General features: G+C 45.1%; 24 protein-coding genes, 1 tRNA gene and 1 pseudogene. 16 read left to right on the forward strand and 10 right to left on the reverse strand.

The window, feature by feature from the left end; translation table 11 throughout:
- Positions 1 to 39 precede the first annotated feature (39 nt).
- On the reverse strand, positions 40 to 441 hold the full coding sequence (locus tag H6F44_RS17665; protein WP_199302182.1) for an AAA family ATPase: 402 nt from the start codon (positions 439 to 441) through the stop codon (positions 40 to 42).
- Positions 442 to 677: 236 nt separating this feature from the next.
- Between H6F44_RS17665 and H6F44_RS17670 the strand changes: the two genes are divergently transcribed.
- From H6F44_RS17670 to H6F44_RS17700, 7 genes are all read left to right on the forward strand, one after another.
- Positions 678 to 830, forward strand: a complete 153-nt coding sequence (locus H6F44_RS17670; RefSeq protein ID WP_190352352.1) for a hypothetical protein — start codon at positions 678 to 680, stop codon at positions 828 to 830.
- Positions 831 to 878: 48 nt separating this feature from the next.
- The gene (locus H6F44_RS17675; protein ID WP_190352353.1) at positions 879 to 3,068 is read left to right on the forward strand and encodes a tetratricopeptide repeat protein; all 2,190 of its coding nucleotides are present in this window, start codon (positions 879 to 881) and stop codon (positions 3,066 to 3,068) included.
- Complete coding sequence (locus H6F44_RS17680; protein ID WP_190352354.1) at positions 3,065 to 4,324, forward strand: ATP-binding protein; 1,260 nt, start codon at positions 3,065 to 3,067, stop codon at positions 4,322 to 4,324. Before H6F44_RS17675 ends, H6F44_RS17680 begins: the two co-directional genes overlap by 4 nt.
- A gap of 104 nt (positions 4,325 to 4,428) precedes the next feature.
- Positions 4,429 to 4,722, forward strand: a complete 294-nt coding sequence (locus H6F44_RS17685) for a type II toxin-antitoxin system RelE/ParE family toxin (RefSeq protein WP_190352355.1) — start codon at positions 4,429 to 4,431, stop codon at positions 4,720 to 4,722.
- Positions 4,723 to 4,770: 48 nt separating this feature from the next.
- Positions 4,771 to 5,082, forward strand: coding sequence for a HigA family addiction module antitoxin (locus H6F44_RS17690; protein ID WP_190352356.1), 312 nt, complete (start codon positions 4,771 to 4,773; stop codon positions 5,080 to 5,082).
- An 81-nt stretch (positions 5,083 to 5,163) separates the two neighbouring features.
- The gene (locus H6F44_RS17695) at positions 5,164 to 5,493 is read left to right on the forward strand and encodes a nucleotidyltransferase domain-containing protein (protein WP_190352357.1); all 330 of its coding nucleotides are present in this window, start codon (positions 5,164 to 5,166) and stop codon (positions 5,491 to 5,493) included.
- On the forward strand, positions 5,465 to 5,605 hold the full coding sequence (locus tag H6F44_RS17700; protein WP_190352358.1) for a hypothetical protein: 141 nt from the start codon (positions 5,465 to 5,467) through the stop codon (positions 5,603 to 5,605). The genes H6F44_RS17695 and H6F44_RS17700 overlap by 29 nt, the downstream gene beginning before the upstream one ends.
- Before the next feature lie 163 nt (positions 5,606 to 5,768).
- On the opposite strand, the gene H6F44_RS17710 is transcribed toward H6F44_RS17700, so the two are convergent.
- A complete protein-coding gene (locus H6F44_RS17710) occupies positions 5,769 to 7,127 on the reverse strand; it encodes a TldD/PmbA family protein (protein WP_190352359.1) in 1,359 nt (452 codons plus the stop codon).
- A gap of 48 nt (positions 7,128 to 7,175) precedes the next feature.
- Here H6F44_RS17710 and thiL point away from each other — a divergent pair, with 48 nt between their 5' ends.
- Positions 7,176 to 8,150, forward strand: a complete 975-nt coding sequence (gene thiL / locus H6F44_RS17715) for a thiamine-phosphate kinase (RefSeq protein WP_190352360.1) — start codon at positions 7,176 to 7,178, stop codon at positions 8,148 to 8,150.
- Positions 8,151 to 8,403: 253 nt separating this feature from the next.
- Here thiL and H6F44_RS17720 read toward each other — a convergent pair whose 3' ends face one another.
- Both H6F44_RS17720 and truB read right to left on the reverse strand, forming a co-directional pair.
- Positions 8,404 to 9,285 (reverse strand): Uma2 family endonuclease, encoded by an 882-nt coding sequence (locus H6F44_RS17720; RefSeq protein WP_190352361.1) that lies wholly within the window; start codon positions 9,283 to 9,285, stop codon positions 8,404 to 8,406.
- Positions 9,286 to 9,387: 102 nt separating this feature from the next.
- Positions 9,388 to 10,296 carry a tRNA pseudouridine(55) synthase TruB gene (gene truB, locus H6F44_RS17725; RefSeq protein ID WP_190352362.1) on the reverse strand — a complete coding sequence of 303 codons (909 nt, stop codon included), beginning with the start codon at positions 10,294 to 10,296 and terminating at the stop codon, positions 9,388 to 9,390.
- 167 nt (positions 10,297 to 10,463) lie between these two features.
- On the opposite strand from truB, the gene H6F44_RS17730 reads away from it, so the two are divergent.
- The 4 genes from H6F44_RS17730 to H6F44_RS17745 all read left to right on the forward strand — a co-directional run bounded on the left by H6F44_RS17730 (position 10,464) and on the right by H6F44_RS17745 (position 13,969).
- On the forward strand, positions 10,464 to 10,688 hold the full coding sequence (locus H6F44_RS17730; RefSeq protein WP_190352363.1) for a DUF2997 domain-containing protein: 225 nt from the start codon (positions 10,464 to 10,466) through the stop codon (positions 10,686 to 10,688).
- A 298-nt stretch (positions 10,689 to 10,986) separates the two neighbouring features.
- Entirely contained in the window at positions 10,987 to 11,685 is a 699-nt protein-coding gene (locus H6F44_RS17735; RefSeq protein WP_190352364.1) for a PHP domain-containing protein, read from the forward strand.
- Positions 11,686 to 11,688: 3 nt separating this feature from the next.
- On the forward strand, positions 11,689 to 13,176 hold the full coding sequence (locus H6F44_RS17740; RefSeq protein ID WP_190352365.1) for a hydroxysqualene dehydroxylase: 1,488 nt from the start codon (positions 11,689 to 11,691) through the stop codon (positions 13,174 to 13,176).
- A gap of 64 nt (positions 13,177 to 13,240) precedes the next feature.
- Positions 13,241 to 13,969: a winged helix-turn-helix domain-containing protein gene (locus H6F44_RS17745; RefSeq protein WP_190352366.1), complete on the forward strand. Its 729-nt coding sequence runs from the start codon at positions 13,241 to 13,243 to the stop codon at positions 13,967 to 13,969.
- Between the two features lie 57 nt (positions 13,970 to 14,026).
- On the opposite strand, the gene H6F44_RS17750 is transcribed toward H6F44_RS17745, so the two are convergent.
- The 5 genes from H6F44_RS17750 to H6F44_RS17770 form a co-directional block, all read right to left on the reverse strand.
- Positions 14,027 to 14,674, reverse strand: coding sequence for a riboflavin synthase (locus tag H6F44_RS17750; protein WP_190352367.1), 648 nt, complete (start codon positions 14,672 to 14,674; stop codon positions 14,027 to 14,029).
- A 101-nt stretch (positions 14,675 to 14,775) separates the two neighbouring features.
- Positions 14,776 to 15,396, reverse strand: a complete 621-nt coding sequence (locus H6F44_RS17755) for an ABC transporter ATP-binding protein (protein ID WP_190352368.1) — start codon at positions 15,394 to 15,396, stop codon at positions 14,776 to 14,778.
- 257 nt (positions 15,397 to 15,653) lie between these two features.
- Positions 15,654 to 17,006 (reverse strand): tRNA (N6-isopentenyl adenosine(37)-C2)-methylthiotransferase MiaB, encoded by a 1,353-nt coding sequence (gene miaB, locus H6F44_RS17760; RefSeq protein WP_190352369.1) that lies wholly within the window; start codon positions 17,004 to 17,006, stop codon positions 15,654 to 15,656.
- 416 nt (positions 17,007 to 17,422) lie between these two features.
- Positions 17,423 to 18,958: a tyrosine-type recombinase/integrase gene (locus H6F44_RS17765; RefSeq protein WP_190352370.1), complete on the reverse strand. Its 1,536-nt coding sequence runs from the start codon at positions 18,956 to 18,958 to the stop codon at positions 17,423 to 17,425.
- A 20-nt stretch (positions 18,959 to 18,978) separates the two neighbouring features.
- On the reverse strand, positions 18,979 to 20,004 hold the full coding sequence (locus tag H6F44_RS17770) for a DUF262 domain-containing protein (protein ID WP_190352371.1): 1,026 nt from the start codon (positions 20,002 to 20,004) through the stop codon (positions 18,979 to 18,981).
- A gap of 103 nt (positions 20,005 to 20,107) precedes the next feature.
- Between H6F44_RS17770 and H6F44_RS17775 the strand changes: the two genes are divergently transcribed.
- The 4 genes from H6F44_RS17775 to H6F44_RS17790 all read left to right on the forward strand — a co-directional run bounded on the left by H6F44_RS17775 (position 20,108) and on the right by H6F44_RS17790 (position 22,825).
- A complete protein-coding gene (locus tag H6F44_RS17775; RefSeq protein ID WP_190352372.1) occupies positions 20,108 to 20,791 on the forward strand; it encodes a cytochrome b/b6 domain-containing protein in 684 nt (227 codons plus the stop codon).
- Between the two features lie 24 nt (positions 20,792 to 20,815).
- The gene (locus H6F44_RS17780; protein WP_190352373.1) at positions 20,816 to 21,370 is read left to right on the forward strand and encodes a DcrB/PsbP domain-containing protein; all 555 of its coding nucleotides are present in this window, start codon (positions 20,816 to 20,818) and stop codon (positions 21,368 to 21,370) included.
- 70 nt (positions 21,371 to 21,440) lie between these two features.
- A complete protein-coding gene (locus H6F44_RS17785) occupies positions 21,441 to 22,403 on the forward strand; it encodes a ParA family protein (RefSeq protein ID WP_190352374.1) in 963 nt (320 codons plus the stop codon).
- Between the two features lie 350 nt (positions 22,404 to 22,753).
- Positions 22,754 to 22,825: transfer RNA gene (locus tag H6F44_RS17790), tRNA-Asn, on the forward strand.
- Positions 22,826 to 22,961: 136 nt separating this feature from the next.
- Here the strand turns inward: H6F44_RS17790 and H6F44_RS24105 are convergent.
- Positions 22,962 to 23,088: pseudogene (locus H6F44_RS24105) on the reverse strand (RNA-guided endonuclease TnpB family protein); the annotation flags it as partial.

Below are 23,088 nucleotides of genomic sequence, written 5' to 3' on the forward strand. Positions count from 1 at the left end.
CTAGATAGGTCATACTTACTATGACTTGACCTATCTTTTTTATCTTAAATCCTCAAATCCCCATCTACTCATACTTCCCATATCTTTTGTCGCCCCGTCAGCATATCTATACCTGATTTTTCCTACTAAAAAAGTAAGTTCATAGAAAGTAGGTTTTTCATTCCATCTTTCTCTTAATAAAAAAGGTTCGTATGGTAGTTTTTGAGTAGAAGAAAATTTTGCAGAAAGATTAATAATCATGTCTAGAGTAACCATAGCTTTCAGCAAATTCGATTTGCCGCTTGCATTAGCACCATAAATAGCTACAACATTCAATGCCTCATGTTTGCCATTCCTAATAACATTGTCTGGATGCTCTTTTTGCTTTGGCGCAGGTACTAGGCTTAATATTTGCTCTTCGCCTATTGATCTATAGTTGGAGACTCTAAATTCTATCAACATACTATTTTTTACTGAATACCTGCAAAATAGGCTGAGTTCATGTGCTTGATATTATCCAGCTTGCTTGATTTTGTCAAGACATTATCATCTTATCCACATTTGCCGAAGATACATTCTTTGGAACATTCAGCGCTACACTCACTATTTTTCAGCGCATCTTTAACTATTTGGCTAATCTCTTGACCCAAAAGTGTAAAATCAAAATCTAGCGCTTTAGTAATCGAGAGCAGTAAATTATGGCAAATGATAGCGATCGCACTCAGAATATTCCCGTCAAGCTTGAGGATGGCAAAATTAAGAAAACTTGGCGATCGCAGATTACTTTTGGTAGTCTCACACAAATTCTGAGATCTATATTATTCACATTTTCCTTTAGCCTAGTTATTTAGTCTAAAATATTAAGCATTCTTTTCTCAATGACAAAGGGTATGTAGCAAATGGCGAATAAGGGTTTTGGCGGCGCTAAATCTGGATCTAGTCAAAGTGCCAAGCAATTTATACTTAAATTCCAAAAATATTGGGAAGCCAATCCAGATCTTAAAAAGGCTCACCAGTTTTTCTCATCCCATTTGTCAGAGCTAAATGAGTCCTTATTAAAGTCTTTACCAGCACTATTTCGAGATCTTACAAAAAATAAAACCTCTCAAGAGCAATATCCAATAGCCGCATTATTTGGAAACTTTGGTACAGTAATTCGAGATTTTCCTTTAGGCGATCGCGCTCTCAATCTAGAGTTAGGCATCACCGCATTGCAGCAAATTCTTAAAGTTTTTACGCGCAACTTTTTTCCAAAAGAATGGGCAGGTACTCAAAACAACTTGGGTAATGCTTACAGCAAGCGCATCAGAGGAGAACGAGCAGATAATATTGAACAGGCGATCGCTTCCTATGAATTAGCTTTACAGGTTTATACCCGTGATGCTTTTCCTGAAGATTGGGCAGGTAGTCAAAACAATTTGGGTAGTGCCTACAGCAAGCGCATCAGAGGAGAACGAGCAGATAATATTGAACAGGCGATCGCTTCCTATGAATTAGCTTTACTGGTTAGAACCCGTGATGCTTTTCCTGAAAAGTGGGCAACGACTCAAAACAATTTGGGTATTGCCTACAGTGATCGCATCAGAGAAGAACGTGCCGATAATATTGAACTGGCGATCACTTCCTATGAATTAGCTTTACTGGTCTATACCCGTGATGCTTTTCCTGAAAAGTGGGCAATGACTCAGAACAATTTGGGTCTAGCTTACAGCAATCGCATCAGAGGCGAACGTGCCGATAATATTGAACTGGCGATCGCTTCCTTTGAATTAGCTTTACTGGTTAGAACCCGTGATGCTTTTCCTGAAAAGTGGGCAGGTACTCAAAACAATTTGGGTAATGCCTACAGCAATCGCATCAGAGGCGAACGTGCCGATAATATTGAACTGGCGATCGCTTCCTTTGAATTAGCTTTACTGGTCTATACCCGTGATGCTTTTCCTGAAAAGTGGGCAGGTACTCAAAACAATTTGGGTAATGCCTACAGCAATCGCATCAGAGGCGAACGTGCCGATAATATTGAGCTGGCGATCGCTTCCTTTGAATTAGCTTTACTGGTCTATACCCATGGTGCTTTTCCTGAAGATTGGGCAATGACTCAAAACAATTTAGCAACAGCTTATTGGAATCGCATCAGGGGCAAACGTGCAGATAATATTGAACAGGCGATAATTTATTTGCAATTAGCTTTACAGATCTATACCCGTGATGCTTTTCCTGAACATTGGGCACAAGAGCAAGAAAACTTAGGCACTGCTTATAGAGATCGCATTTGTGGAGAACGTGCGGATAATCTTGAACAAGCAATTTATCTCTACAATCAAGCCGCTCAAATTTTCACTCGTGAGTCATATCCTCAAAAATGGTCAACTAATCAGGCGCACCTAGCAGAAGCATTCATAAAACGTGCCGAGTTAACAAATAGTTGTACAGACTTAGATACTGCCATTGAGCTGCTTCAATCATCTCTAGAACTGGCTGTAGTAGGTAGTCCCGACTACATTGATACAAACTATCGACTAGGCAATGCCCTCTCCCGTCGTTATGAACATACTAAAAATGCCGCCGACCTAGAGCAAGCAATGCAAGCCTATAAAATTGCCCTTGATGCCATTAGTCCAGAGCATTACGATCGCAAACAAATTTGGCAAGCATTACCCACCACACAGGTTATCTTGGGTAGCCGACTTGTTAGCGATGGTGAATGGCAAGAAGGACTGCAAATGTTGCTCAACAGTCTTACGCAACTCAGAACAGGAGATGAACCTCTAGCCCATGCCAATGCTCTATATCAGACAGGTCGCGCCTACGAAATCATGTCTGACCTAGACAAAGCCCGACTTTATTATCGTGATGCCTTGAGGTTATACGATCATTTACGAGATAATCTTGGAGTTGTAAAGAGTCGCGCAGGTTTGGGCAATGTTCTCGTATCTCAAGGACATCTCAAAAAAGGAATTTCTGAGCTAACTCAAGCTCGTGAAGGCTATCTTCAACTGCACAAAAACGACTTAGCTAATGAAATTGACAATATCTGTCAAGCTGCACAACGCGCCCTAGAACGACAAACTACCGAGGTATATGTATGACCACTGCTGACGATCTGTTTTACCAAGCCTTTGACGATATCCGTAAGCTAGGATTATCACAAAGTCCATTTACTGAAAGTCCAATTGAACCGCAAAATAAGACACAAAGTAAAACACTAGATCTTATTTTTACAGGACGAAAAACTGAACTGCGTCAAGTATTCAACTTATTCCAAAGTCGTGAACGTCGTCGTATATTGATCTCTGGGAGAATTGGCATTGGCAAAAGCGCCTTTTTACATGAAGTTCTATCTGTGTTGAGTCGTACCCGTCCAAAGATGTTAACTGTCTATACTTCCCTACCAGCTAACCAAGACCTTGCCACTACTGCCTTAATTGCTTTAGCACAAGCTATGCCTAATGACGAATGGGCGCAACAACAACTTCATCAGATGGGCATTCCGATTGATAGATCCTTAAAAGAACGAACTACAAAAGTTGGGATGAAGCTGGTTGCCGAAGCTGAACTAAGCGAAAAAGATTTACCATTCATCAAGTCGCAGCATCCAACCGAAAGCTTAGACAAATTGATAGAGAGAGCGCAAAAAATATATGGCGACGGAGTTGTTATTGCCATTGACGACCTCGATAAGCAAGATCCAAGCACAGTCAGAAAACTCATGCACGATGCTCAAGGAATGCTCAAAGGCAGAGCATGGTTCTTGTTAACAGGACATCCAATGACAGGAGATCTATTAACCAGTGAGCGCGGATTGTTTGACCTGCAACTAGAACTCAAAGAGCTAGATCAACCCACAACTTATCAGATGTTGATCAATTATCTTAATAGCGTGCGAATCAAAAATGACTGTAAAGACATTAACGATCCTCGCTCCGTACTGCCATTTTTACCTGAAACAGCTAAGAAGTTTTGTGAGGTTTCTCTCGGTAAGCCACGACTGTTCAACCGCTTAGGTAGTACAGTCCTTTTAACTGCGTCCGAGCTTCAAGTAGAAGTCATTAATCCAGATGTATTAGAAAAAGGTTTGAAAGCTGCTGCACCAAGTTTGCGCCTTCAAGCTGCATTAAGTTTCCAAGAAGAGAGAGTACGAGCTTTATTAGACAAACGCCGTATCGTTTCTGAAGAAATCACTATGGCAGATCTACAAGAGTTAGGAGTCAGCACTTTTAGCGAACTTCTCCCCATTTTAGAAAGATTAGAAGAAGCTGATCTCGCCTATCAAATAAACCAAGACGACACAAAGGCTTTTGCTCCCATCCCATTACCTCAAGCCCAAACTCCAAATGATCTGTAGTTCTCTCCGCTTACCAGATGAAAATTTACTAGCCTATGACAAAATATGAGAGTAGCGATCAACCTAGGCAATATATAGCATGACATCCGTGCTACCATGCTACAATGATTATCTACTTCAAAAATCAAGGCACACGCGATATCTTTGATGGCAAAAACACAAAGGAAGCTAGAAAAACTTGTCCCGTATCGCTTAATCGAGTCGCAACCCGTAAACTCGACCAAATCAACGCCGCCATTAGCTTACAAGACTTGCGGATGCCGCCTAATAATCGACTAGAAACATTATTAGGCGATCGCGCTGGGCAACATAGTATTCGCATCAACGCTCAATATCGCATTTGCTTTATCTGGACAGAAACAGGAGCCGAACAAGTCGAAATCATCGATTACCATTAATTGCCAATAACTAATCAAAAACTCACTTACAACACCAACCAAAAAAATATGCCTTACATTCCCACCCATCGCCCACCGACCCATCCTGGGGAAATGCTCCTCGAAGAATTTCTATCTCCATATAACCTAACCCAGCGACAACTAGCCGACGCAATCCATGTCCCCTACCAAAGGATCAACGAAATCGTCAACTGTCGGCGCGGCATCACCCCCAGCACAGCCTTACGCTTAGGAAAATTCTTCTCCACATCACCAGACTTCTGGATGAACCTACAACAATCTTGGGATTTATATCACGCCCAATTAGCAGAAAGTACTGATTTGTCTTCTATTCAACCCTTATCATTGACTACCAGTTAACAGCGCCTATGGCAAAAAATGAAAGTAGCGATCGCCCAAATGTTATGATAAAAAAGAACTAAGCCATTAAGCTTTAGTCAAATGATTAGCCATAGCCAAATTCAATCATTTAGCCAACAGATTGTCGAGCAATTCCAGCCCGAACAAATTATTCTGTTTGGCTCCTATGCCTATGGACAACCAAACCAAGACTCCGACGTTGATTTACTGGTGATATTGCAATTTGAAGGACTACCAGTTTATAAAGCGATCGAAATTCGCAAAAAACTCAGACCCACTTTCTCACTAGATTTAATCGCTCGGACATCCAAACAAATTCAACAGCGTTTAGATATGGGTGATTTTTTTATTCAAGACATTCTCAAAAGAGGTCGTATTCTCCATGAAGCCAATTACGCAAGAATGGGTTGATAAAGCAGAGGGAGACTTTGCGACTGCCCAAAGAGAAATTGATGTTGAAAACAATCCCAACTATGATGCTGTCTGCTTTCATCTGAAACTGTCGATGAAGTTAGAACTCTGATCCAAGAAGCGATCGCTTTTCATTTAGAGGCTCTCGCTGAAGATGGAATGCTAATTCCACAGCCCAGAACACTATGCGAATATCTCGAACCATTGAGCGCTTAAAAGTTCTCTAGTCAAGCGATCGCTAGATAGCTAAATATGAAAGTAGCGATCGCCACGAACTAACCTTCGCCAGTAATTGATAGCCCCTCAACCCACACATGGGGAGCCACACCCGAAGAGGTTACTTTGACATCAGGCTCCACATAGACAATTGCCTTGAGCAACTCCAAAATATCTCCTGCCACTGTTGCCGACTCCACACTGACGCGATCGCCCTTATTGACAATCCAACCATCAAAGGGCAGCGAGAAGGAACCTTGCGAAGGTTGCACCCCTGCATGGAGAGCTTGCAAATCATCGATTAAAATTACATTTTCAGCAGTTTTTAGATCTAGTACTTTCTCATTGTCAGCATTAGCAGCGTTGCTCCGTTCCACATGGAAAAAGTTGGGGCTGACGGAAACCTTCGCGCCAATACTGGCATTGCCTGTGGGCGCAGCATTTAACCGCTTAGCAGTTACAGAACTATGCAGAAAATTAGTGAGAACACCATCGACAATCAAGGGAGTGCGGCGGGTCGGTGTGCCTTCACCATCAAAGGTTGATGCACCGACATTACCAAAATGCAGTTCATCATCACTAACATTTAACAAGGGCGCAGCGATCGCCTTGCCAAGGGAATCTGGTGTGGAGAGACTATTTTTATCGAGAATGCTCTGAGCATTGAATAAACTGGAAAAGGCACTAACTAAACTTAAAAAAGCTTCTGGAGAAAATACTACTAAATATTTACCAGATTTGATTTTGTCGTAATTCAGATGGCTAATGGTTTTGGTAGCGGTTTCGGTGATGCAGCCTTTGACATCTAGCTCCGCAAAATCACGACTGACCCGATATGCCCCCGCACTACGGGGTTTCTTATCCGCCACTTCAGTTTTAGTGTAGAGATAAATCGAACTAAAGGAACTCGACTCACTTCGCATTGCACCATCACTATTGAGATAGAAGCGGGTAAAGTGGCGCTGCGATAGACCATTGTAAGGAACACCCGCGATCGCTGGATCGGATTCCAGCAATTCCTTTTCCGCATCTAACAAAGTTGTTACCAATTTCTCAATTGGCACTGAGGGCGCAGTTTGGGGTTCCCGTTCAGGAATAGCAGCGATCGCCTGAGGACTAAAATCGGGAATATATTCCTTCGCACCAAAGAAACTGGCTTCATAGGCACTTTGGAGCGCCAGTTCTAAACCTATGCGATCGACATTAGTGGTGGAGGTTACGCCCACCGTTGCTTGATCATTCCAGACCCTCACGGTGATCCCTGCGCGATCGGATGCCGAAACTTGTTTGGTTGCACCGCTATCCACCTCTACACTAATTTCATCGGTGATGCCTCCATAGATATCAAATTTTTGGATGCCTAGTTTACTAGCGGTTTCTTTGGCTTCGGCAACAAGTTTTTCGACAATGATATTCATGGTAGTTCTGTTAGGCTTGACTATCGTCTATTATATACAGCGCTAACCATGACCACGATCAAAACCACGCTCAAAGAATTAGGTGAACAGGGGCTAATTCGATTACTGCAACCATATTGTAGTGATGTGGTTGGCGATGATGCGGCGATCATGGGTATGACCACAGGCGATCGCCAGATGGTTGTCACTACCGATATGTTAGTGGATGGGGTGCATTTCAGCGATCGCACCACTAGTGCCGAGGATGTGGGTTGGCGGGCGGCGGCGGTGAATCTATCGGACTTGGCGGCAATGGGGGCGCAGCCTTGGGGCTTAGTAATAGCGGTGGGTTTACCTGCGGATACAACTGTGGCATGGATTGAGGGAGTTTATCGCGGCTTTTGGGAATGTTTGAAAACCTATGGCGGCGAATTGGTGGGCGGCGATACGGTGCGATCGCCGATCCGTACCCTATCTGTGACTGCCTTTGGACAGGTCGCTAATTCTCAAATTATCCGCAGAGATCGAGCGCGGGTGGGGGATGCGATCGTAATTACGGGGGTGCATGGGTATGCTAAGGCGGGTTTAGAACTATTGCTGAATCCTGTTTTGGCAAGCAATTTAGAGCCTGTTCTATCACAAGAAGCAATACGCCGTCATCAGCGCCCCATCCCCCGTTTTGATGCGATCGCCACCCTGCAAATGATTACTCAAGAATTGGCAGCACCCTTGATCGCAGGTATGGATAGCAGCGATGGCTTAGGGGATGCGATCGCCCAGATCTGTCGGGCTAGTGGTGTGGGGGCAAAGATTGATTGGGAGGCTTTACCAATACCGATAGTCGTGCAGAAGTTGGCAGGGGAGCGGGCGCGGGATTGGGTGCTGTATGGCGGTGAAGATTTTGAATTGGTGTTGTTTATGCCCTTAGAAATTGCCCATAAATTTGTTGCAGCTTTACCCACAGCGATGATCATCGGTCAAGCGATCGCCCCAAACCCTGAAAATCCAGAGATTTCAATGGGATCTGCCTTTCAGCATTTTTAACTAATGCCTTGGTAACACCACCACAGGATGCAGTAGATTTTCCATAACTTCACTAACCCCTCAAAAATACTGATTCTGATCATGAGTCCGCACAACTTAAACTATTGGTGAGATATTTGGGAAACACCGAAAATTTAGCAACCACCGAAACAAAGTTTTCTTGCCAAATCAAATTGCATCAGGATCAACGCTGATCGCCCTTAAATAATTGGCTAATTTTGCCTTTTGCTGACGCTCTTGAATAGCGATCGCCTTAAACATCTTCAGGATCGTATCCCAATGCCCTCAGCCTTTCTGCTAATCGTTGGGCTTTCTGCTCCGATTGCTGTTGAGCTAGGGTTGCTTGATCAGCGATCGCCTTTTGTTGATCAGCGATCGCCTCAGCCTGTTGCTTAGCTAGACGCTCTTGATCGGCAATTAATTTTTGTTGATCAGCGATCGCCTCAGCTTGCACCGCCCTTTCATCGCCCGTCAACAATAAATTCCCTGACTCGTCCCACCAGCGCAACCAAGACACCCCATTCTCTAAGATTAATCCTAGTTCTACACCCATCGGCGCGATCGCATAATGTCCACGTTGATTAGGTTGCATCTTGGCATAGCGACCATCCAGCAAGTGATAAGCCTCAAGATTGTCCCTAAATCCATCAAAAATCACATAAAAGGGAATCCGAATCGCCTGTTCGTAAACCCAGAATTTGCCTGCTTTTTCCGTTTCACTGGGCGGTGTGGCATCCCTTTCTTCGGCTCCACTGCCAGACACAAATTCGATCGCGATTAATGGCGCAATAAATTCTTTCCACAACACATAGGAACGGCGATATTCACCATCGAGAAGTGGTGATACATTCGGTACATAGAACCAGTCGGGTGCTTCGGCTCCTTTTTCGGGTGGTTCCATTAAGCGCCAATAGATACCACTATCTTGACCAATGCAGTAGCGTCCATCGGGATGTAATTTTTGGAGAACGGGGGCGATCGAGCTGGTTAAAACAATACTTTGCGGGTGTTCCTGAAAGTTTTTCACAAAGGCTCCGTCTGATTCGGGTAACTGTTTATGATCAGGGAGAGTGTGGGTTGAAGGGGGGACTGATGGGGAAACAGTAGCTTTAATCGGTGCTTCGGTGATTTGCATAGTAACTCCCTAGAGATATGCTGCGTGGATTTTAGCATGAGGTGCTGTGGGTAATAGATGGCTACAGGGTTGTAATCCATATTTTCACCCAGAAGTAAACGACTAATGCCTTGGTAGCACTACCACAGGATGCAGCAGATTTTCGCTCACTTCACTAACCCCTAGAAAACTCTGATCCTGATCATGGGTGCGTACAAATGAATTAGCCGAGTCCTCCCCTAGCAACGACAAATTAGCGGCGCTTACCGCCTGTCCCATCTGCCAACGTCTAGCACTGTCAGCATCTAACAAAGCCATCGGCAACAGATGCAACCCATGATCGGGAGCGAGAACTTGCAGATTTCCTGATTGCAATTTTGCTGCCACTTGCTCAAAGGTCAAACTCGCCGCCAAGTCAAAGCCATTGCTATAGGTGCGCCGTAAACCTGCGAGGGTTGCACCACAGCCCAACTTTTCGCCAAGGTCACGGGCGATCGCTCTAATATATGTGCCACTGCCACAGGCGATCGCCAGATCTAGCTCTGGATATGCGCCACTTTGCCAACCTAGCACCCTGATCTCCGTAATCTCCACCAAGCGCGTCGGCACATCCTCAGCCGCAATCTCACCGCGCCGAGCTAAATCATAGAGGCGTTTACCATCGATTTGAATTGCACTAAAAGCAGGAGGACGCTGGACAATTCTGCCCTGAAATAGGGGTAATAGCTCTTGAATTGCCTCTAGGGTAATTGCATCATCACAGGGGCGATCGCTAATCACTTCCCCCGTAATATCATCGGTATTCGTGACCACCCCAAAGCGAATTTTGGCGTTATAAGCCTTACCCTCTGGTAAAAAGCGTAAAAGGCGCGTGGCATCTCCCACCGCGATCGGCAATACCCCCGTTGCCATGGGGTCAAGCGTACCCCCGTGACCAATTTTTTTCTGCTTCAGCAATTTACGTAATTTGCTTACGCAGTCATGGGCAGTAATAGCAGCAGGTTTATCAATACTAATAAATCCATGAAACATCGCAGCATGGCTAGCGCAAAGCGCCCAATTGACTACTAACTAAGCTTATAGTGCATTGCCCCAAATTAAATCATGGGATGCCATTGATTACGGAAATTTGATTTTTTTTGGATAGAGAGACGCTAGAATATAATCAATCGTTATTATTGAGAAATTCCTGAAACCCCATGTCGCAGTATCAGCGTATCGAGTACTTAATCGGGAAAGATGGCAAAGTCGTTGAGCGAGCGATCAACATATCAGGCAGTGAATGCGTTGCACTTACTGCGGAAATTGAGCTAAATCTGGGAAAAGTTGAAACCCGCGAGTTGTTACCGAGTTATTACGAGGCTGCTGAGTCTCAGCTTGATTGCTATGCGATCGAGCAGGCTCAATACAATCCGCAGTATTAATCCTAAATTAATACTGATGCGTATATTTCATATTGAAATTTGCTCACGGGTTTTTGTCTATGTTGCTATAAGTCCATGCTGCTGCGATGGATGGTTTTTTATTTGATTTTCGGGCTGTTGATTTTCGGATTTAGATTTTTGTGGGTAAATGCCCACGGTAATTTGTGGTCACTCCAGTCCCTTTGGTGTTGAATTCGCATTTTTAGTGCTTAATATTTTCATCTCACACCCGATGCTGGTTAGATTTACGGCTAAAAAGTTAAGAACTATTAAAGACTTGCTTATGTAGAGATTTATCATGATTATTCAAACTCCCTTAGTGGTATCCGAGTCGATCGCCACTGTCAGACTAAGAAAAATCTTTGCGACCGTTGATGCCGTGAGTTGCCCCCATCGGCTCAATTTTCACCTGCATACAGTCCATTCTGACGGTAAGATGCAGCCCATAGACCTAATTCAGCAGGCGATCGTGCTGGGTGTATGCCATTTAGCAATTACCGATCACCATGCCGTCTCTGGATATTTCATTGCGAGGGAGTACCTTGATCAAGTGATCAGCCAGTCCCATGATCCCCACGCATTACCAACATTATGGTCAGGGATCGAGATTAATGCCAGCTTAAATTTCACGGAAGTGCATATCCTTGGTTATGGCTTTGATCCTGACCATGAGGCAATGCAGCCATATTTGCAGAGCAAAACCACCGCAGGGCTAGACTATCAAGCAATTAGCGTCATTAAGTCGCTTCACGTAGCGGGAGGTTTGGCAGTATTGGCACATCCTGCTCGCTATCGGCGATCGCCTGAAGACTTGATCCCCACGGCGGCGGCACTAGGGATCGATGGTGTAGAAACCTATTACGGCTATGACAACAGCGATCCTTGGAAACCTAGCCCCCGTCAAACCGAAGAAATTCGTCACATTGCCGATAGCTATGGGCTGATGCACACCTGTGGTACTGACTCGCACGGATTTAAAATTAGTAGAAGGCTTTAGATTATGACCGAATGTCCGAAGGTAGTTGTCGTGGGTGCAGGTTGGGCTGGTTTGGGCGCAACCTACCAACTAGCAAAACAAGGTTATGATGTCACCCTATTGGAAGCTGGGGCGCAGGCAGGTGGTCTGGTGTCGGGTTGGAAAACAGCATCTGGTCGCTCCGTAGAAGCGGGTATTCATGGATTTTGGTATCCTTACCGCAATATTTTTGCCCTCGTTAAAGAGCTTGAGCTTGATCCCTTCACCCCTTGGACGCGCTCTGCCCAATATTCTCCCGCAGGTCTGGAGGTGGAGTCACCAATTTTTCAGGACTTGCCGCGCCTGCCTTCGCCCCTTGGCACATTTGCCTATACGCAGTTTAAGAGACTACCCCTCAGCGATCGCCTATCGGCATTGCCGTTAATGTATGCAGTTGTTGATTTTGACAACTCCGATGCGGCTTGGCGGCGCTATGATGCCATGACGGCGCGAGAGCTATTTCGACAGTACGGCGTGTCCGATCGCCTTTATCGCGAATCCTTTGAGCCGATGCTATTGGTGGGGCTATTTGCCCCAGGGGAACAATGCTCCGCCGCCGCCGCTTTGGGGATGCTCTATTACTTCATTTTGGCACACCAAGCGGATTTTGATGTGGTGTGGTGTCGCGGCACGGTGGGCGCAAAGATCTTTCAGCCTTGGGGCGATCGCATCACTGCTTTGGGTGGCAAAATCCTGACTAATCGCCGTGTTAGTGATTTTAAATTAGATGTGTCGGGTAGCATTAGTGCCGTAATTTGTGGCGATGAAAATTTTCCAGCCGATGCGGTGATTTCATCGGTGGGGATCACAGGAATGCAAAGGATTGTCGCCAGTAGCCCCGCATTACAAAAGCAGCGCGAATTTCGGAATTTGATGAATCTGGGGGCGGTGGATGTATTGGCGGTAAGGCTCTGGTGCGATCGCCTTGTCAAAATTCCCCGTCCTTCCAATGCTTGCTTTGGCTTTGACCAAACCACAGGCTGGACATTCTTTGATCTCAATGCCCTCCATGATGAATATGCTAACGAAACAGGCTCTGTCATTGAAGTGGACTTCTATCACGCCAATCAATTTCTGCCCCTTGACAATGCGGAGATCGTGGCGATCGCCCAACAATATTTAGCCACCTGCATCCCTGAATTTAAAAATGTCCAGATTATTGATAGCAGTGTGATCCGTCTTCCCAAAGCCGTTAGCCATTTCGCCCCTGGCAGCTATCAGCATTTGCTACGCCCGATTACGGCGATCCCTAATTTATACATGAGTGGCGACTGGATTATCACCAATCATGGCTCATGGTCACAGGAAAAGGCCTATGTAACTGGTTTGGAGGCTGCTAACCTGGTGATCCAGCAGTTCCGTCAAGGCAATATGGCGCAAATTCTGCCCATTGAGGCTGATGAGCCCCATATCCAACTGGCGCGATCGGTCAATGAAAATCTAAAAAGCCTGTTAAAGTTTATTGGGCTATAGCAATCATGTATTGCAATCAATGTAAAATTGGATACGGTTGTCCTAACCTAGTACAAAAAATTTTATGCTCTTAACAGAACAGTCTCGCATGGTTGCCCAAAATACTATTGGCTGTGTCCTAGTCGTAGAGGATGAGGCGATCATTCAGGAGGCGATCGCTCTAGCTTTGAGGGAGGAGGGATATCAAGTTCTTTTAGCAGAAGATGGCTACAATGCTTTGCAAATTACCAAAACAGTCCCTAAGTTGGACTTAGTAATTTTGGATGTAATGCTTCCCTCCATCAATGGGTTAGACTTTTGCCGCATCCTCCGCCATGAGGGTAGTAATGTGCCTGTCCTAATGATTAGCGCTAGGGGGAGTGAGTCAGATCGCATCGTTGGGTTAGAAGTCGGAGCCGATGACTACATCAGCAAACCCTTTGGCATGAGAGAGTTAGTTGCCCGTTGTCGCGCCCTGTTGCGCCGCAGCCGTCGTGAGGTTACAGCAACTAATGCTCCTATTTACAAATTTGGTGATATCACCATGTATCCCGATGAATGTCGTGTGACGATTAATGAATCAGAAGTAAATCTCTCTCCTAAAGAATTCCGTCTGCTCGACCTATTTATGAGCAATCCCCGCCGTGTGTGGTCAAGGGAGCAGTTGCTAGAAAAGGTATGGGGCATAGACTTTGTGGGCGACAGCAAAACCGTTGATGTGCATATTCGTTGGTTGCGCGAAAAAATTGAGGTTGACCCTAGCGATCCTAAGCACATTGTCACGGTCAGAGGCTTTGGCTATCGTCTAGGTTAAGCTTTATTGCCAAGGGACAGGGCAGCACTTGGCGCTACTGCCCTAAAGTAATTGCTATTAATAGCCATGACTAGCCAAAAATTCGGGCGTAATCGTGGGCAATGGCATACCCAAGGTTGGTAGGCTGCCAACCTTAAGAAACTTCTCCACATATTTGCCCAGTAAATCCCCTTCCAGATGGACGCGATCGCCAATATGTAAATATTTCAGCGTGGTATTTTCGTAAGTGTGGGGAATCACTGCCACCCGAAACTCAGTACCAAGATCATTGCAGTAGGAAACCGTAAGGCTGATGCCATTGATGGCGATACTGCCCTTAAATACAATGTAACGCGCCACGTCAGGAATTGCTGTAAACCCTAGCTCCCAAGAATTACCCACTAGATTTATTTCATTGAGAATGCCGACACCATCAATATGCCCCGATACAAAGTGACCACCAATTTTATCGCCCACCGCAAGAGCCGTTTCTAAGTTGACATATTTTAGGCGGCGATCGTCAAGATTAGTACGCCCCAAGGTTTCAGGGGAGACATCGGCAACAAAGTTAGTATCAGTAATCTGAGTGGCGGTAAGACAGACACCATTCACCGCCACACTGTCACCGATCGCAATCAGTGCCACCAAATCTGGACAATGGATCGTCAAATGCTGGCGATCGCGTTGTTCAATCATGCCGATGGTTTGGACTAGTCCCGTGAACATAGCTTTATGGGTTTGTAATTTGGGCGGGTTAGCAATATAGCCTACAGGGCTTTAAGCTTAAATCTTGCAAAAATATTGAGAAGATTAATTGAGAAGAATGCTTAGGCAATTTTGCCGTGGGCGATCGTCCATGTTTGATCAGCCATGGCACTCAATTCTTCAGGCTCATGGGTTACAACTAAAATTGTCCAATCTTTTTTTAATTCTTGCAAAATACTAAAAATTTGCTTTCGCATCGACCAGTCTAGCCCTGCGGTGGGTTCATCAAGCAGCAACACACTGGGCTGACGGATCAACTGCACCGCCAGCGCCAAGCGTCTTTGTTGACCACCACTCAGGGACTGCGGCGAAGTGCTAGGGGCAAGATGACCTAGCCCCACAGCGCTAAGGGCATGATCAATGCGTTCGTGATCTAGATCCATATGTCCCAAGCGCAGTTCCTCTAAGATCGTACTGCCGCAAAAATGCCGTTCAGGAAATTGAAATACTAGCCCCGAAATTTGTTGTAAATGATCGGGGGTTAGCTCTTGAGAATGCCAGTAAATATGCCCTCCTGTCCAATCGACAAATCCTGATAGAACTTCTAATAGGGTGCTTTTGCCTGAGCCACTAGGACCAACCATCAATCCCAATTGCCGATCGCATAGGTTAAAGGAAATATTACATAAAATGGCTTCGGGGGTGGCGGGGGGATGGTAGCTAAGGTTTTGAATAGAGAGCATGATGAGAGTAGTGTGTCACATTTGTTGGATTAGGTAATTTCATGAAAACGTCAAACCCATATCAGTATTTTTTATAACCTCTGCGTTATTATTTCTTCTCCAATCAATGCGAAACATTATCTCGATTGAATTGTCATTTTCAAATGGATTCGAGTTAGTGTCATGAATTATTCACGCTCCAAATTTTTGTCTTTTGAAACCTTGATGCAGAATCACTCGATTTTTGCAGTTTTGTCGAGCGCGAATAAATAAAGACACTAACGAATTACGCCAGTGAGACTAAAGGGGCGAACTTCCGTAATTTTGATGGCAAGGGTTTGACCCATTAGATCTTCTAAGGATTTGCCCGTAGTGTTTTCGGTGAAGGCAATGCGATTAGTGCGGGTGCGCCCCATTAATTGATGAGGATTTTTGAGATTTGTGCCTTCCACCATAATTTCTTCGATGCGTCCTGCATAACGCTGCGATCGCATGGCAGCATTTTGATTAACTGCATGGTTGAGTCGTTGCAGGCGATCGCTTTTAATCTCCTCACTCAATTGATTTTCCCAGACCGCCGCAGGTGTCCCCGGACGTGGCGAGTAGGCAGCAGTATTAACCAGATCAAAACCAATGTCGTTAACTATCTGAACCGTGCGCTCAAACTGCTCCTCAGTTTCCCCTGGGAAAGCCACGATCGCATCGGCAGTAATCGCCGCATCGGGCATAACAGCGCGGATATCATCGATAATGCGGCGGTAACGCTCATGGGTGTAGCCTCGCGCCATTGCTTTCAGAATATCGTTATCACCAGACTGGAACGGAATATGAAAATGTTCGCAAACCTTGGGCAGTTCCGCACAGGCTTTGATCAGTCGGGGGCTGAAGTAACGGGGATGACTCGTGGCATAACGGATGCGATCGATCCCTTCGACATCATGGACATAGTACAGCAGGTCAGTAAAAGTAATCTTGCCACCAACGCCGCCGCCAATCCCCCCTGTGGGTAGGTCGCGTCCATAGGCATCAATATTTTGACCCAGCAGCGTAATTTCTTTGTAACCCTGAGCCGCAAGGTTGACAATTTCTTGACGAATCACCTCTGGAGTGCGCGACTGCTCGCGACCACGCACCGATGGTACGATGCAATAGGTACAGTTTTCATTGCAACCATAGATCACATTTACCCATGCCGATACAGAACTATGGCGGCGGGGTGTGGTGATATCTTCTTCGATATAGGCTTCTTCGGTGGCAGCAACCTGATTGCCATTAAAAACTTGTTCTAGCAAATGCCCTAACCGATTGACGTGCTGCGGTCCCATTACTAGATCTAACTCAGGTACACGCCGCAGTAGCGCCTCACCTTCCTGCTGCGCCACACAACCCGCCACAACTAGGGTTAAATTGGGGTTTTCGCGTTTGCGTTTGACTTGGCGACCTAGATACGAGTAAACCTTCTGTTCCGCATTATCACGAATACTACAGGTATTGTACAAAATCAAATCTGCCTCTTCACTTTCATCTGTTGACTGATAGCCCATATCTTCTAAAACGCCTGCCATGCGTTCCGAGTCCGCTTTATTCATCTGGCAGCCAAAGGTGACGATGTGATATTTCTGAGCAGTCATGAAAGTATTTAACCAAGCTGAAAAAAGGTTTGTATTTTATCTTATACCAACTTCATCCCCTAACTGTCGATCCTAATTGACTGATAAAAGTGGCGGAAACCCCTGTCAGGCAAGATGTCTGACCCACAAATTTAAAATTCCTGTAGTAGCGCAGGCATCCTGCCTGCTGCCTACTGCTGCTGCCTACTGCTGCTGCCTACTGCTGCTGCCTACTGCTGCTGCCTACTGCTGCTGCCTACTGCTGCTGCCTACTGCTGCTGCCTACTGCTGCTGCCTGCTGCCTGCTGGCTGCTGCTGCTGCCTGCTGCCTGCTGCCTGCTGCCTGCTGGCTGCTGCTGCTGCCTGCTGCTTTGGAGAGAATTTGCCAAATATTTGTCGGTCAATCAGCCAAGGAGCTTTAGTCCCTTGTTCATAGCCTAGATCAAATCGCCCAACAAACTTGATACTTCTCCCTGCATATTAGTGCGGTTGTCATCGTAGAGCATGAGCGTGTCAAGTTTTTTATGACGCGATAACTTCTGTACCTTGCGGACATTGCCATTGGTGGCATCTAGCGCTGCCGTAATAGCCGAGTGGCGGATGCGATGGGGCGACATTTTTTTGGTAATGCCTGCGGCGATCGCTAATTTTTCCACAATTTGATAAATGGCAGTGCCAGTCAGCCTATGTCCCCGATGGGCAGGATCAAGGGATGGGAACAATGGTTGCTCCTTGCCTTTAGTCTCACGGACAGATAGCCATTCTTGAATCGCTTTAGCAGTGCCTATGCTGAGGCTAATGGAACTCTTTTGAGAGCCGCGTCCTTTGCCCAAAATTTGCAGCGATCGCCCTTCAAAATCAAAGTCGCCAATATTCGCACCCACCACCTCATTCCGCCGCAGTGCATTATCCCAAAGCAATCTTAAAATCGCAAAATCCCGCTTACCCTTGGGACTATCTCGATCAATCTTCAGCAGCATTTCGCGCATACCCTCAGGCTTGATTCCAGTCGTATCGCGATATGTCTGCACGGTTTCCGTTTGAATATCATCTAGATTCCAGTTACATTTACCAAGCTTGGCGGCAAAATTTACTAAGGATTTTAATGCTGACAAGCGGCGGTTAATGGTCGATTCTTTTAGCCCCTTGGCAATCAGATCCGACTTGTAGCGCAATACGATCGCGATCGCATCAAATCGATTTAACTGCAAAAACTGAGCGATCGCTGCCTCTTGGGGTGGTTGACCAAAGACCGCCATAAAAAAATAACCCAAATCCTTCTCGTAGGCGCGTCTAGTATTGAGACTACGCTTGTCCGTGAGCAGGGCTGTGAGAATATTGGGGCTAAATTCATCTAAGATATAGGGTGTTTTAGCTCCTAGACCAGTTTCCGAGAGAACTATTGCTGCTTGATTGTGGGAATGAGAACAGTTAGGCTCTTGAGCAAGTTCATTGGGGTGATTCAGCTTGCCGTTTTGAGAAATATGGCAAAATCGCAACTTCTCAGGGGCGATCGCCTCACTAATTCCTGCAATTCTCGCCGCCCGCTTAACAATGCCATAGATGGCAGTTCCTGTCAGACGATGCCCATACTTAGCCCGATCTAGAGCCGTAAACATCGGCATTTGCGAAGGTTCTGCATTAGGATCGCAGGTCAGGCTTAACCAGTCTTGCAAAGCATGAGCCGTCTCTACACTCAGGCTAATTAATTCTGAATCTTGCTCTTGATCTTGGCGCTGATATTGCCGTTGTACGCGCAAAGAACAACCCTCAAAATCAAAATCCCCCACATTCACCGCCACGACCTGCTGCCGCTTGAGAGAACTATCAATCAACAATCGCAAAATCGCAAAGTCGCGCTGCCCTGCTAAAGTGTGGCGATCGCAAGCTGCCAGCATAGTTTCGGCAATGTCCATTTTGGCAATATCAGCAACAGCGATCGGGGGCATATCATTCAGAGTAGATTTATCCATTACCATATATTGACTTCCCTTTATAAATCAGATCTCCAAATGTGGGTAGCTCTCCTTGCCAAATCTTCCTGTCGCCTAGCCAATGTATCTGGAGTCCATTCTTCAGCGAATATATTCTGTGTTAGCCTGTACACACTCTGTTGATAAGCTTCTCGCTTGATCGAATAAAGCTCATTGCCCACTTGCCGATTGAGATGCGGTTCTAAAGGGGGCAAATTGCCAATGCGATAGACCATTTCTTCCATTTGCAGATCGGTGAAATTTTGTTGCCAGTTACTATTGGGTGATTCAGGTAAGATATGCTCAATCGAAAAACTATCCTCATTCACCTCTATGCGCGATCTATCCACCTCAAGCTTACCTAAAACATATCGCGCTAATCTCTTTTTCTGTCCCTTGGTAGAAATTGAGAGTAAAGAGAAATCCTGCAAGAACTTCTCATCAGCAACATAGAGAAACTCAGCTAGTCTCTCGCCACTCTGGACAACATCCTTAAGTTTTTCTAAATGATTTGAAAAATATTGAAAAGCTTGCCAAAGTCGCTGGTTTGATTTTGAAAGAGAGCGAATATTAAGGGGTTGTCTGAAATTGATCAAATTACTCTGATAGAAATCATTATTATTTTCATTTAAAATAATCTTGCTTGAATAACGGAGAGAGAGCGGATCTCTGTCACTCAGATAAATGCGTCTTAAGATCTCCTGCCGCTCTTGATTAGCTTCCTTATGGTCTTCGCGCTCTACTAATTTTTGGATTTTATCTATAACAGCGATCGCCATAATACTGAGAGTGGCTAACCGTTGCTGTCCATCAATGATGGTAAACTCTTTATCGGAAGTGATAGAACTTTGGAGAACGAGCGATCCCATGTAGTGACTAGAGTTGGGAGTGATGTGTAGTAATAAAATATCCTGCCAAAGATCTTCCCAATTTTCTTCATGCCAAGAATAATCACGCTGAAAGGTTGGCACTCGGTAAATCTTGCCATTACCAATTAAGTCTCCGAAACTAGTAGTGTGCGTATTCAGCAGATTAATTCGAGTCATAAATTAAGATAAAGTTAATGCAAAAGTTAATATAAATTGATCAAAATAGTTTGCACTTCTAGGCTGTCAAGAACCTGTCGATACAACTTACAACCAAAAATTCATGTCGCCAACCACTCCTCATCAACCTGTTCTTTTACGGTTATTGCATAGCGCGATCGCCTTACTTGTATTTGGATCACTGCTCACTGGGTTTATGGTCTATGACCGCTATGACAAACGCTTCGGCACACTCAACCTGCCCATAGTTCCTAATACCCAAGGCATTCATGGCACGATCGCCTTGACTTTTTTGATCTTACTACCGATTTTTGCGGTTTACTGCTTTCATATCGGCGATCGCCGCCTCGTACAGTCCCAATCAATGCAGCAATTAGGGCAGCAATTAACCGAAGTTGGCAAACCAATCTGGTGGGTATCCCTGCAACGCCTCACTAATACTTTTATGCTGATTGCCGCCACCCTAGCCGTGGTTACAGGACGCATGATGCAGGAAATCTGGCTACCCACTGGCGAACTAAATCATATCTGGTATATCGGGCATTTAATTTCATGGATAATTATGGCGATCGGCATTGCTTTACACCTATTGATGAGTACCAAAGTCGGGGGTCTGCCATTGTTATTATCGATTTATCACTGGCGCATTCGGGAAAGCGATCTACCCAAAAATTGGCTAAAAGGATTTAAGATTAAGCCTAATAGCTCCATTGCCCTGATTATTGAGTTTGTAGTGATCGGCGGCATCGCACTCGCATTTCTATTGCCCTTATTTGTAACAGCATAAATGAACTAAAAATGATCCAAAAACATGATCAAACAAGACTTTAACCTCCGCGATGATCACGGATGGGAATCGGAAGCAGGGTATAAAATATTTGTCGCTGATCGCGGGGCAGTGCGCTTTGACATTCCTAGGGATTGGATTATCAAAGTCAAAAAGAAATCAGTCGTTTTTCATGACTTGGAGCCACCCAACGAAAATGCAGGCTTAGAAATGTCCTTCAACCGTCTCCCCCCCCATGACTGGCAAAACTTTCCTGTCAAAGTACTGCTCCAAACTGCCCTAGAAGATGATAAACGTGACATCATTTATAAGAGCAAAATCACTAGCGCCAGCCGTGATGGGATGCGCCTTGCCTATTCATCTCTGCGTTGTATCGATGCTAAGGAAAAAAGAGAGGCAACCTCACGCACTTTAGTTGGCATCGGGGGTAATATCCAAGTACTAATCACCTTCGACTACTGGACAAGCGACGAAGCCGCCATGCTCCCTATTTGGGAAGCAATGTTGCGATCGCTACGACTAGGCTTATTTATCCCAGATCCCACAAGCGGTCATGTCGTCAACCCTAATTTAAATTAGCCGAAATTAAAACAGAATTTATGCGACAATTCAAACTTCTATCACGAATATTATTAAAGGTATTCAAGCAATGGCTCAAGTAATCGCCACGGTCAACATGAAAGGTGGAGTCGGTAAAACTACCATTACCGTCAACATTGCCACTTGTCTCGCTAAAATCCATCGCAAAAAGGTTTTAGTCGTGGATCTTGATACCCAAATCAGCGCCTCCTTGAGTATGATCTCCCCTGCCGATTTTGCCAAATGTCGTAAGGAAAATCGCACCCTAAGAACCCTCGTTAGTCAAGCGATCGAGCGCTATGGCTTAGCCGTAAGCGATCCTGAAGAAAAAATATATCAGGTTAGGGATCTTGTAATACCCCATGCCTGCAAAGTCCAAGGATTAGATTTATTAGTGGGCGATATTGACTTATATGACGAATTTCTAGTGTCAGAAATGCTCTACAACCGATCGCTACTCTATGAGCAGAAACAAAGCTTCCAAGCAACATGGAGTCGATTTGAGCAAACCCTAATTAAAGGCATCCTTGCCCCCGTAATGAAATATTACGATTACATAATTCTTGACTGCGCCCCTGGTTATAACCTCATCACCCGTAGCAGCATCATCGCCAGTGACTTTTACATCATGCCCGCCCGACCAGAACCGCTCTCTGTCGTTGGCATTCAACTCCTAGAAAGGCGTATCGAAAAATTGCGTGAAGTTTACCGTGAAGACAACTCTGTAAATATTGAATTATTAGGTATCGTCTTTAGTATGTCCGCAGGTTTTACCCTGAGCCGCTACTATCAAAAAGTTATGGATCGGGTAGCCACAGACTTTAGTAGTGCCAAAATTTTTAAAACCAAGATTCCTAACGATGTCAATATCGCCAAGGCTGTGGATAACTTCATCCCCGTATCTGTTGCTAACCCCACCTCAAGCGGCGCAAAAGCCTTTGCCGAAATCACCATCGAGTTACTGAAAAAACTAGAAATTTCCCTAGGTAGAAAAGAACAAACCTCAAGACTTAGCCTAGTTGACCTTGAATAAATTAATCCCTTCCCAGCCTAAAAATAGACATTCAAACCAAAGGATTAGCGATACAGCGCAAAGTGCCACATTACCAATTTTTGAATAAGATTTGAATGAAAAGGGATTAGCTCGTATTGTTTGACGGTTTTGATTAGTACGAGAATACTTGTAAAAGGGGCGCGAGACACCACTCTCCAAAGTATTTCTGGGTTTTGAGTCAGTACCAAACGCTGACTCTCAAAAAAACATTCAAAAGGGGTTGCAAAATTGCACCGACTGTTGCTATAGTTATAAACGCTGAAGTCAAGAAAAAACTGATAGCCCAAAAGCCTACTAGTTATGGACTAGAGCATAGACTAAAGCTACATTCCTCAGTAGCTCAGCGGTAGAGCAATCGGCTGTTAACCGATCGGTCGCAGGTTCGAATCCCGCCTGGGGAGTTTAGATAAAATAAAAGCCTAAGAAGATACTGGCACTTAGCGTCAGCATTCTCTTAGGCTTTTAACTTCAAAGTACTTATTGGGTTTAGCTCTTTTGACATCCGCCCCGCGCTGAAGCGACGGGGATTCCTAAGACTCACGACTTAGGTTTCTGCTTCATAGCACCAGCCTTAACAGATTTACTCTGTTCGGGTCTTACAGTCGCTCCACAGACATTAACCGCAAGCCCTGCGGCAAGAATATTTTTAGCAGCATTCACATCT

It is taken from the genome of Pseudanabaena cinerea FACHB-1277, from assembly GCF_014696345.1.
In the GTDB taxonomy this organism is placed as follows: Bacteria; Cyanobacteriota; Cyanobacteriia; order Pseudanabaenales; family Pseudanabaenaceae; genus Pseudanabaena; species Pseudanabaena cinerea.

Bases quoted from the DNA above. Each gene is read 5' to 3' on its own strand.
- thiL (WP_190352360.1), top strand. From the start codon at position 7,176: ATGACCACGATCAAAACCACGCTCAAAGAATTAGGTGAACAGGGGCTA.
- H6F44_RS17685 (WP_190352355.1), top strand. From the start codon at position 4,429: ATGATTATCTACTTCAAAAATCAAGGCACACGCGATATCTTTGATGGC.
- H6F44_RS17785 (WP_190352374.1), top strand. From the start codon at position 21,441: ATGGCTCAAGTAATCGCCACGGTCAACATGAAAGGTGGAGTCGGTAAA.
- H6F44_RS17735 (WP_190352364.1), top strand. From the start codon at position 10,987: ATGATTATTCAAACTCCCTTAGTGGTATCCGAGTCGATCGCCACTGTC.
- H6F44_RS17775 (WP_190352372.1), top strand. From the start codon at position 20,108: ATGTCGCCAACCACTCCTCATCAACCTGTTCTTTTACGGTTATTGCAT.
- H6F44_RS17745 (WP_190352366.1), top strand. From the start codon at position 13,241: ATGCTCTTAACAGAACAGTCTCGCATGGTTGCCCAAAATACTATTGGC.
- H6F44_RS17730 (WP_190352363.1), top strand. From the start codon at position 10,464: ATGTCGCAGTATCAGCGTATCGAGTACTTAATCGGGAAAGATGGCAAA.
- H6F44_RS17665 (WP_199302182.1), bottom strand. From the start codon at position 441: ATGTTGATAGAATTTAGAGTCTCCAACTATAGATCAATAGGCGAAGAG.
- H6F44_RS17770 (WP_190352371.1), bottom strand. From the start codon at position 20,004: ATGACTCGAATTAATCTGCTGAATACGCACACTACTAGTTTCGGAGAC.
- H6F44_RS17765 (WP_190352370.1), bottom strand. From the start codon at position 18,958: ATGGATAAATCTACTCTGAATGATATGCCCCCGATCGCTGTTGCTGAT.
- H6F44_RS17720 (WP_190352361.1), bottom strand. From the start codon at position 9,285: ATGCAAATCACCGAAGCACCGATTAAAGCTACTGTTTCCCCATCAGTC.
- truB (WP_190352362.1), bottom strand. From the start codon at position 10,296: ATGTTTCATGGATTTATTAGTATTGATAAACCTGCTGCTATTACTGCC.
- H6F44_RS17680 (WP_190352354.1), top strand. From the start codon at position 3,065: ATGACCACTGCTGACGATCTGTTTTACCAAGCCTTTGACGATATCCGT.
- H6F44_RS17675 (WP_190352353.1), top strand. From the start codon at position 879: ATGGCGAATAAGGGTTTTGGCGGCGCTAAATCTGGATCTAGTCAAAGT.
- H6F44_RS17780 (WP_190352373.1), top strand. From the start codon at position 20,816: ATGATCAAACAAGACTTTAACCTCCGCGATGATCACGGATGGGAATCG.
- H6F44_RS17670 (WP_190352352.1), top strand. From the start codon at position 678: ATGGCAAATGATAGCGATCGCACTCAGAATATTCCCGTCAAGCTTGAG.
- H6F44_RS17750 (WP_190352367.1), bottom strand. From the start codon at position 14,674: ATGTTCACGGGACTAGTCCAAACCATCGGCATGATTGAACAACGCGAT.
- H6F44_RS17710 (WP_190352359.1), bottom strand. From the start codon at position 7,127: ATGAATATCATTGTCGAAAAACTTGTTGCCGAAGCCAAAGAAACCGCT.
- H6F44_RS17700 (WP_190352358.1), top strand. From the start codon at position 5,465: ATGAAGCCAATTACGCAAGAATGGGTTGATAAAGCAGAGGGAGACTTT.
- H6F44_RS17690 (WP_190352356.1), top strand. From the start codon at position 4,771: ATGCCTTACATTCCCACCCATCGCCCACCGACCCATCCTGGGGAAATG.
- H6F44_RS17755 (WP_190352368.1), bottom strand. From the start codon at position 15,396: ATGCTCTCTATTCAAAACCTTAGCTACCATCCCCCCGCCACCCCCGAA.
- miaB (WP_190352369.1), bottom strand. From the start codon at position 17,006: ATGACTGCTCAGAAATATCACATCGTCACCTTTGGCTGCCAGATGAAT.
- H6F44_RS17740 (WP_190352365.1), top strand. From the start codon at position 11,689: ATGACCGAATGTCCGAAGGTAGTTGTCGTGGGTGCAGGTTGGGCTGGT.
- H6F44_RS17695 (WP_190352357.1), top strand. From the start codon at position 5,164: ATGATTAGCCATAGCCAAATTCAATCATTTAGCCAACAGATTGTCGAG.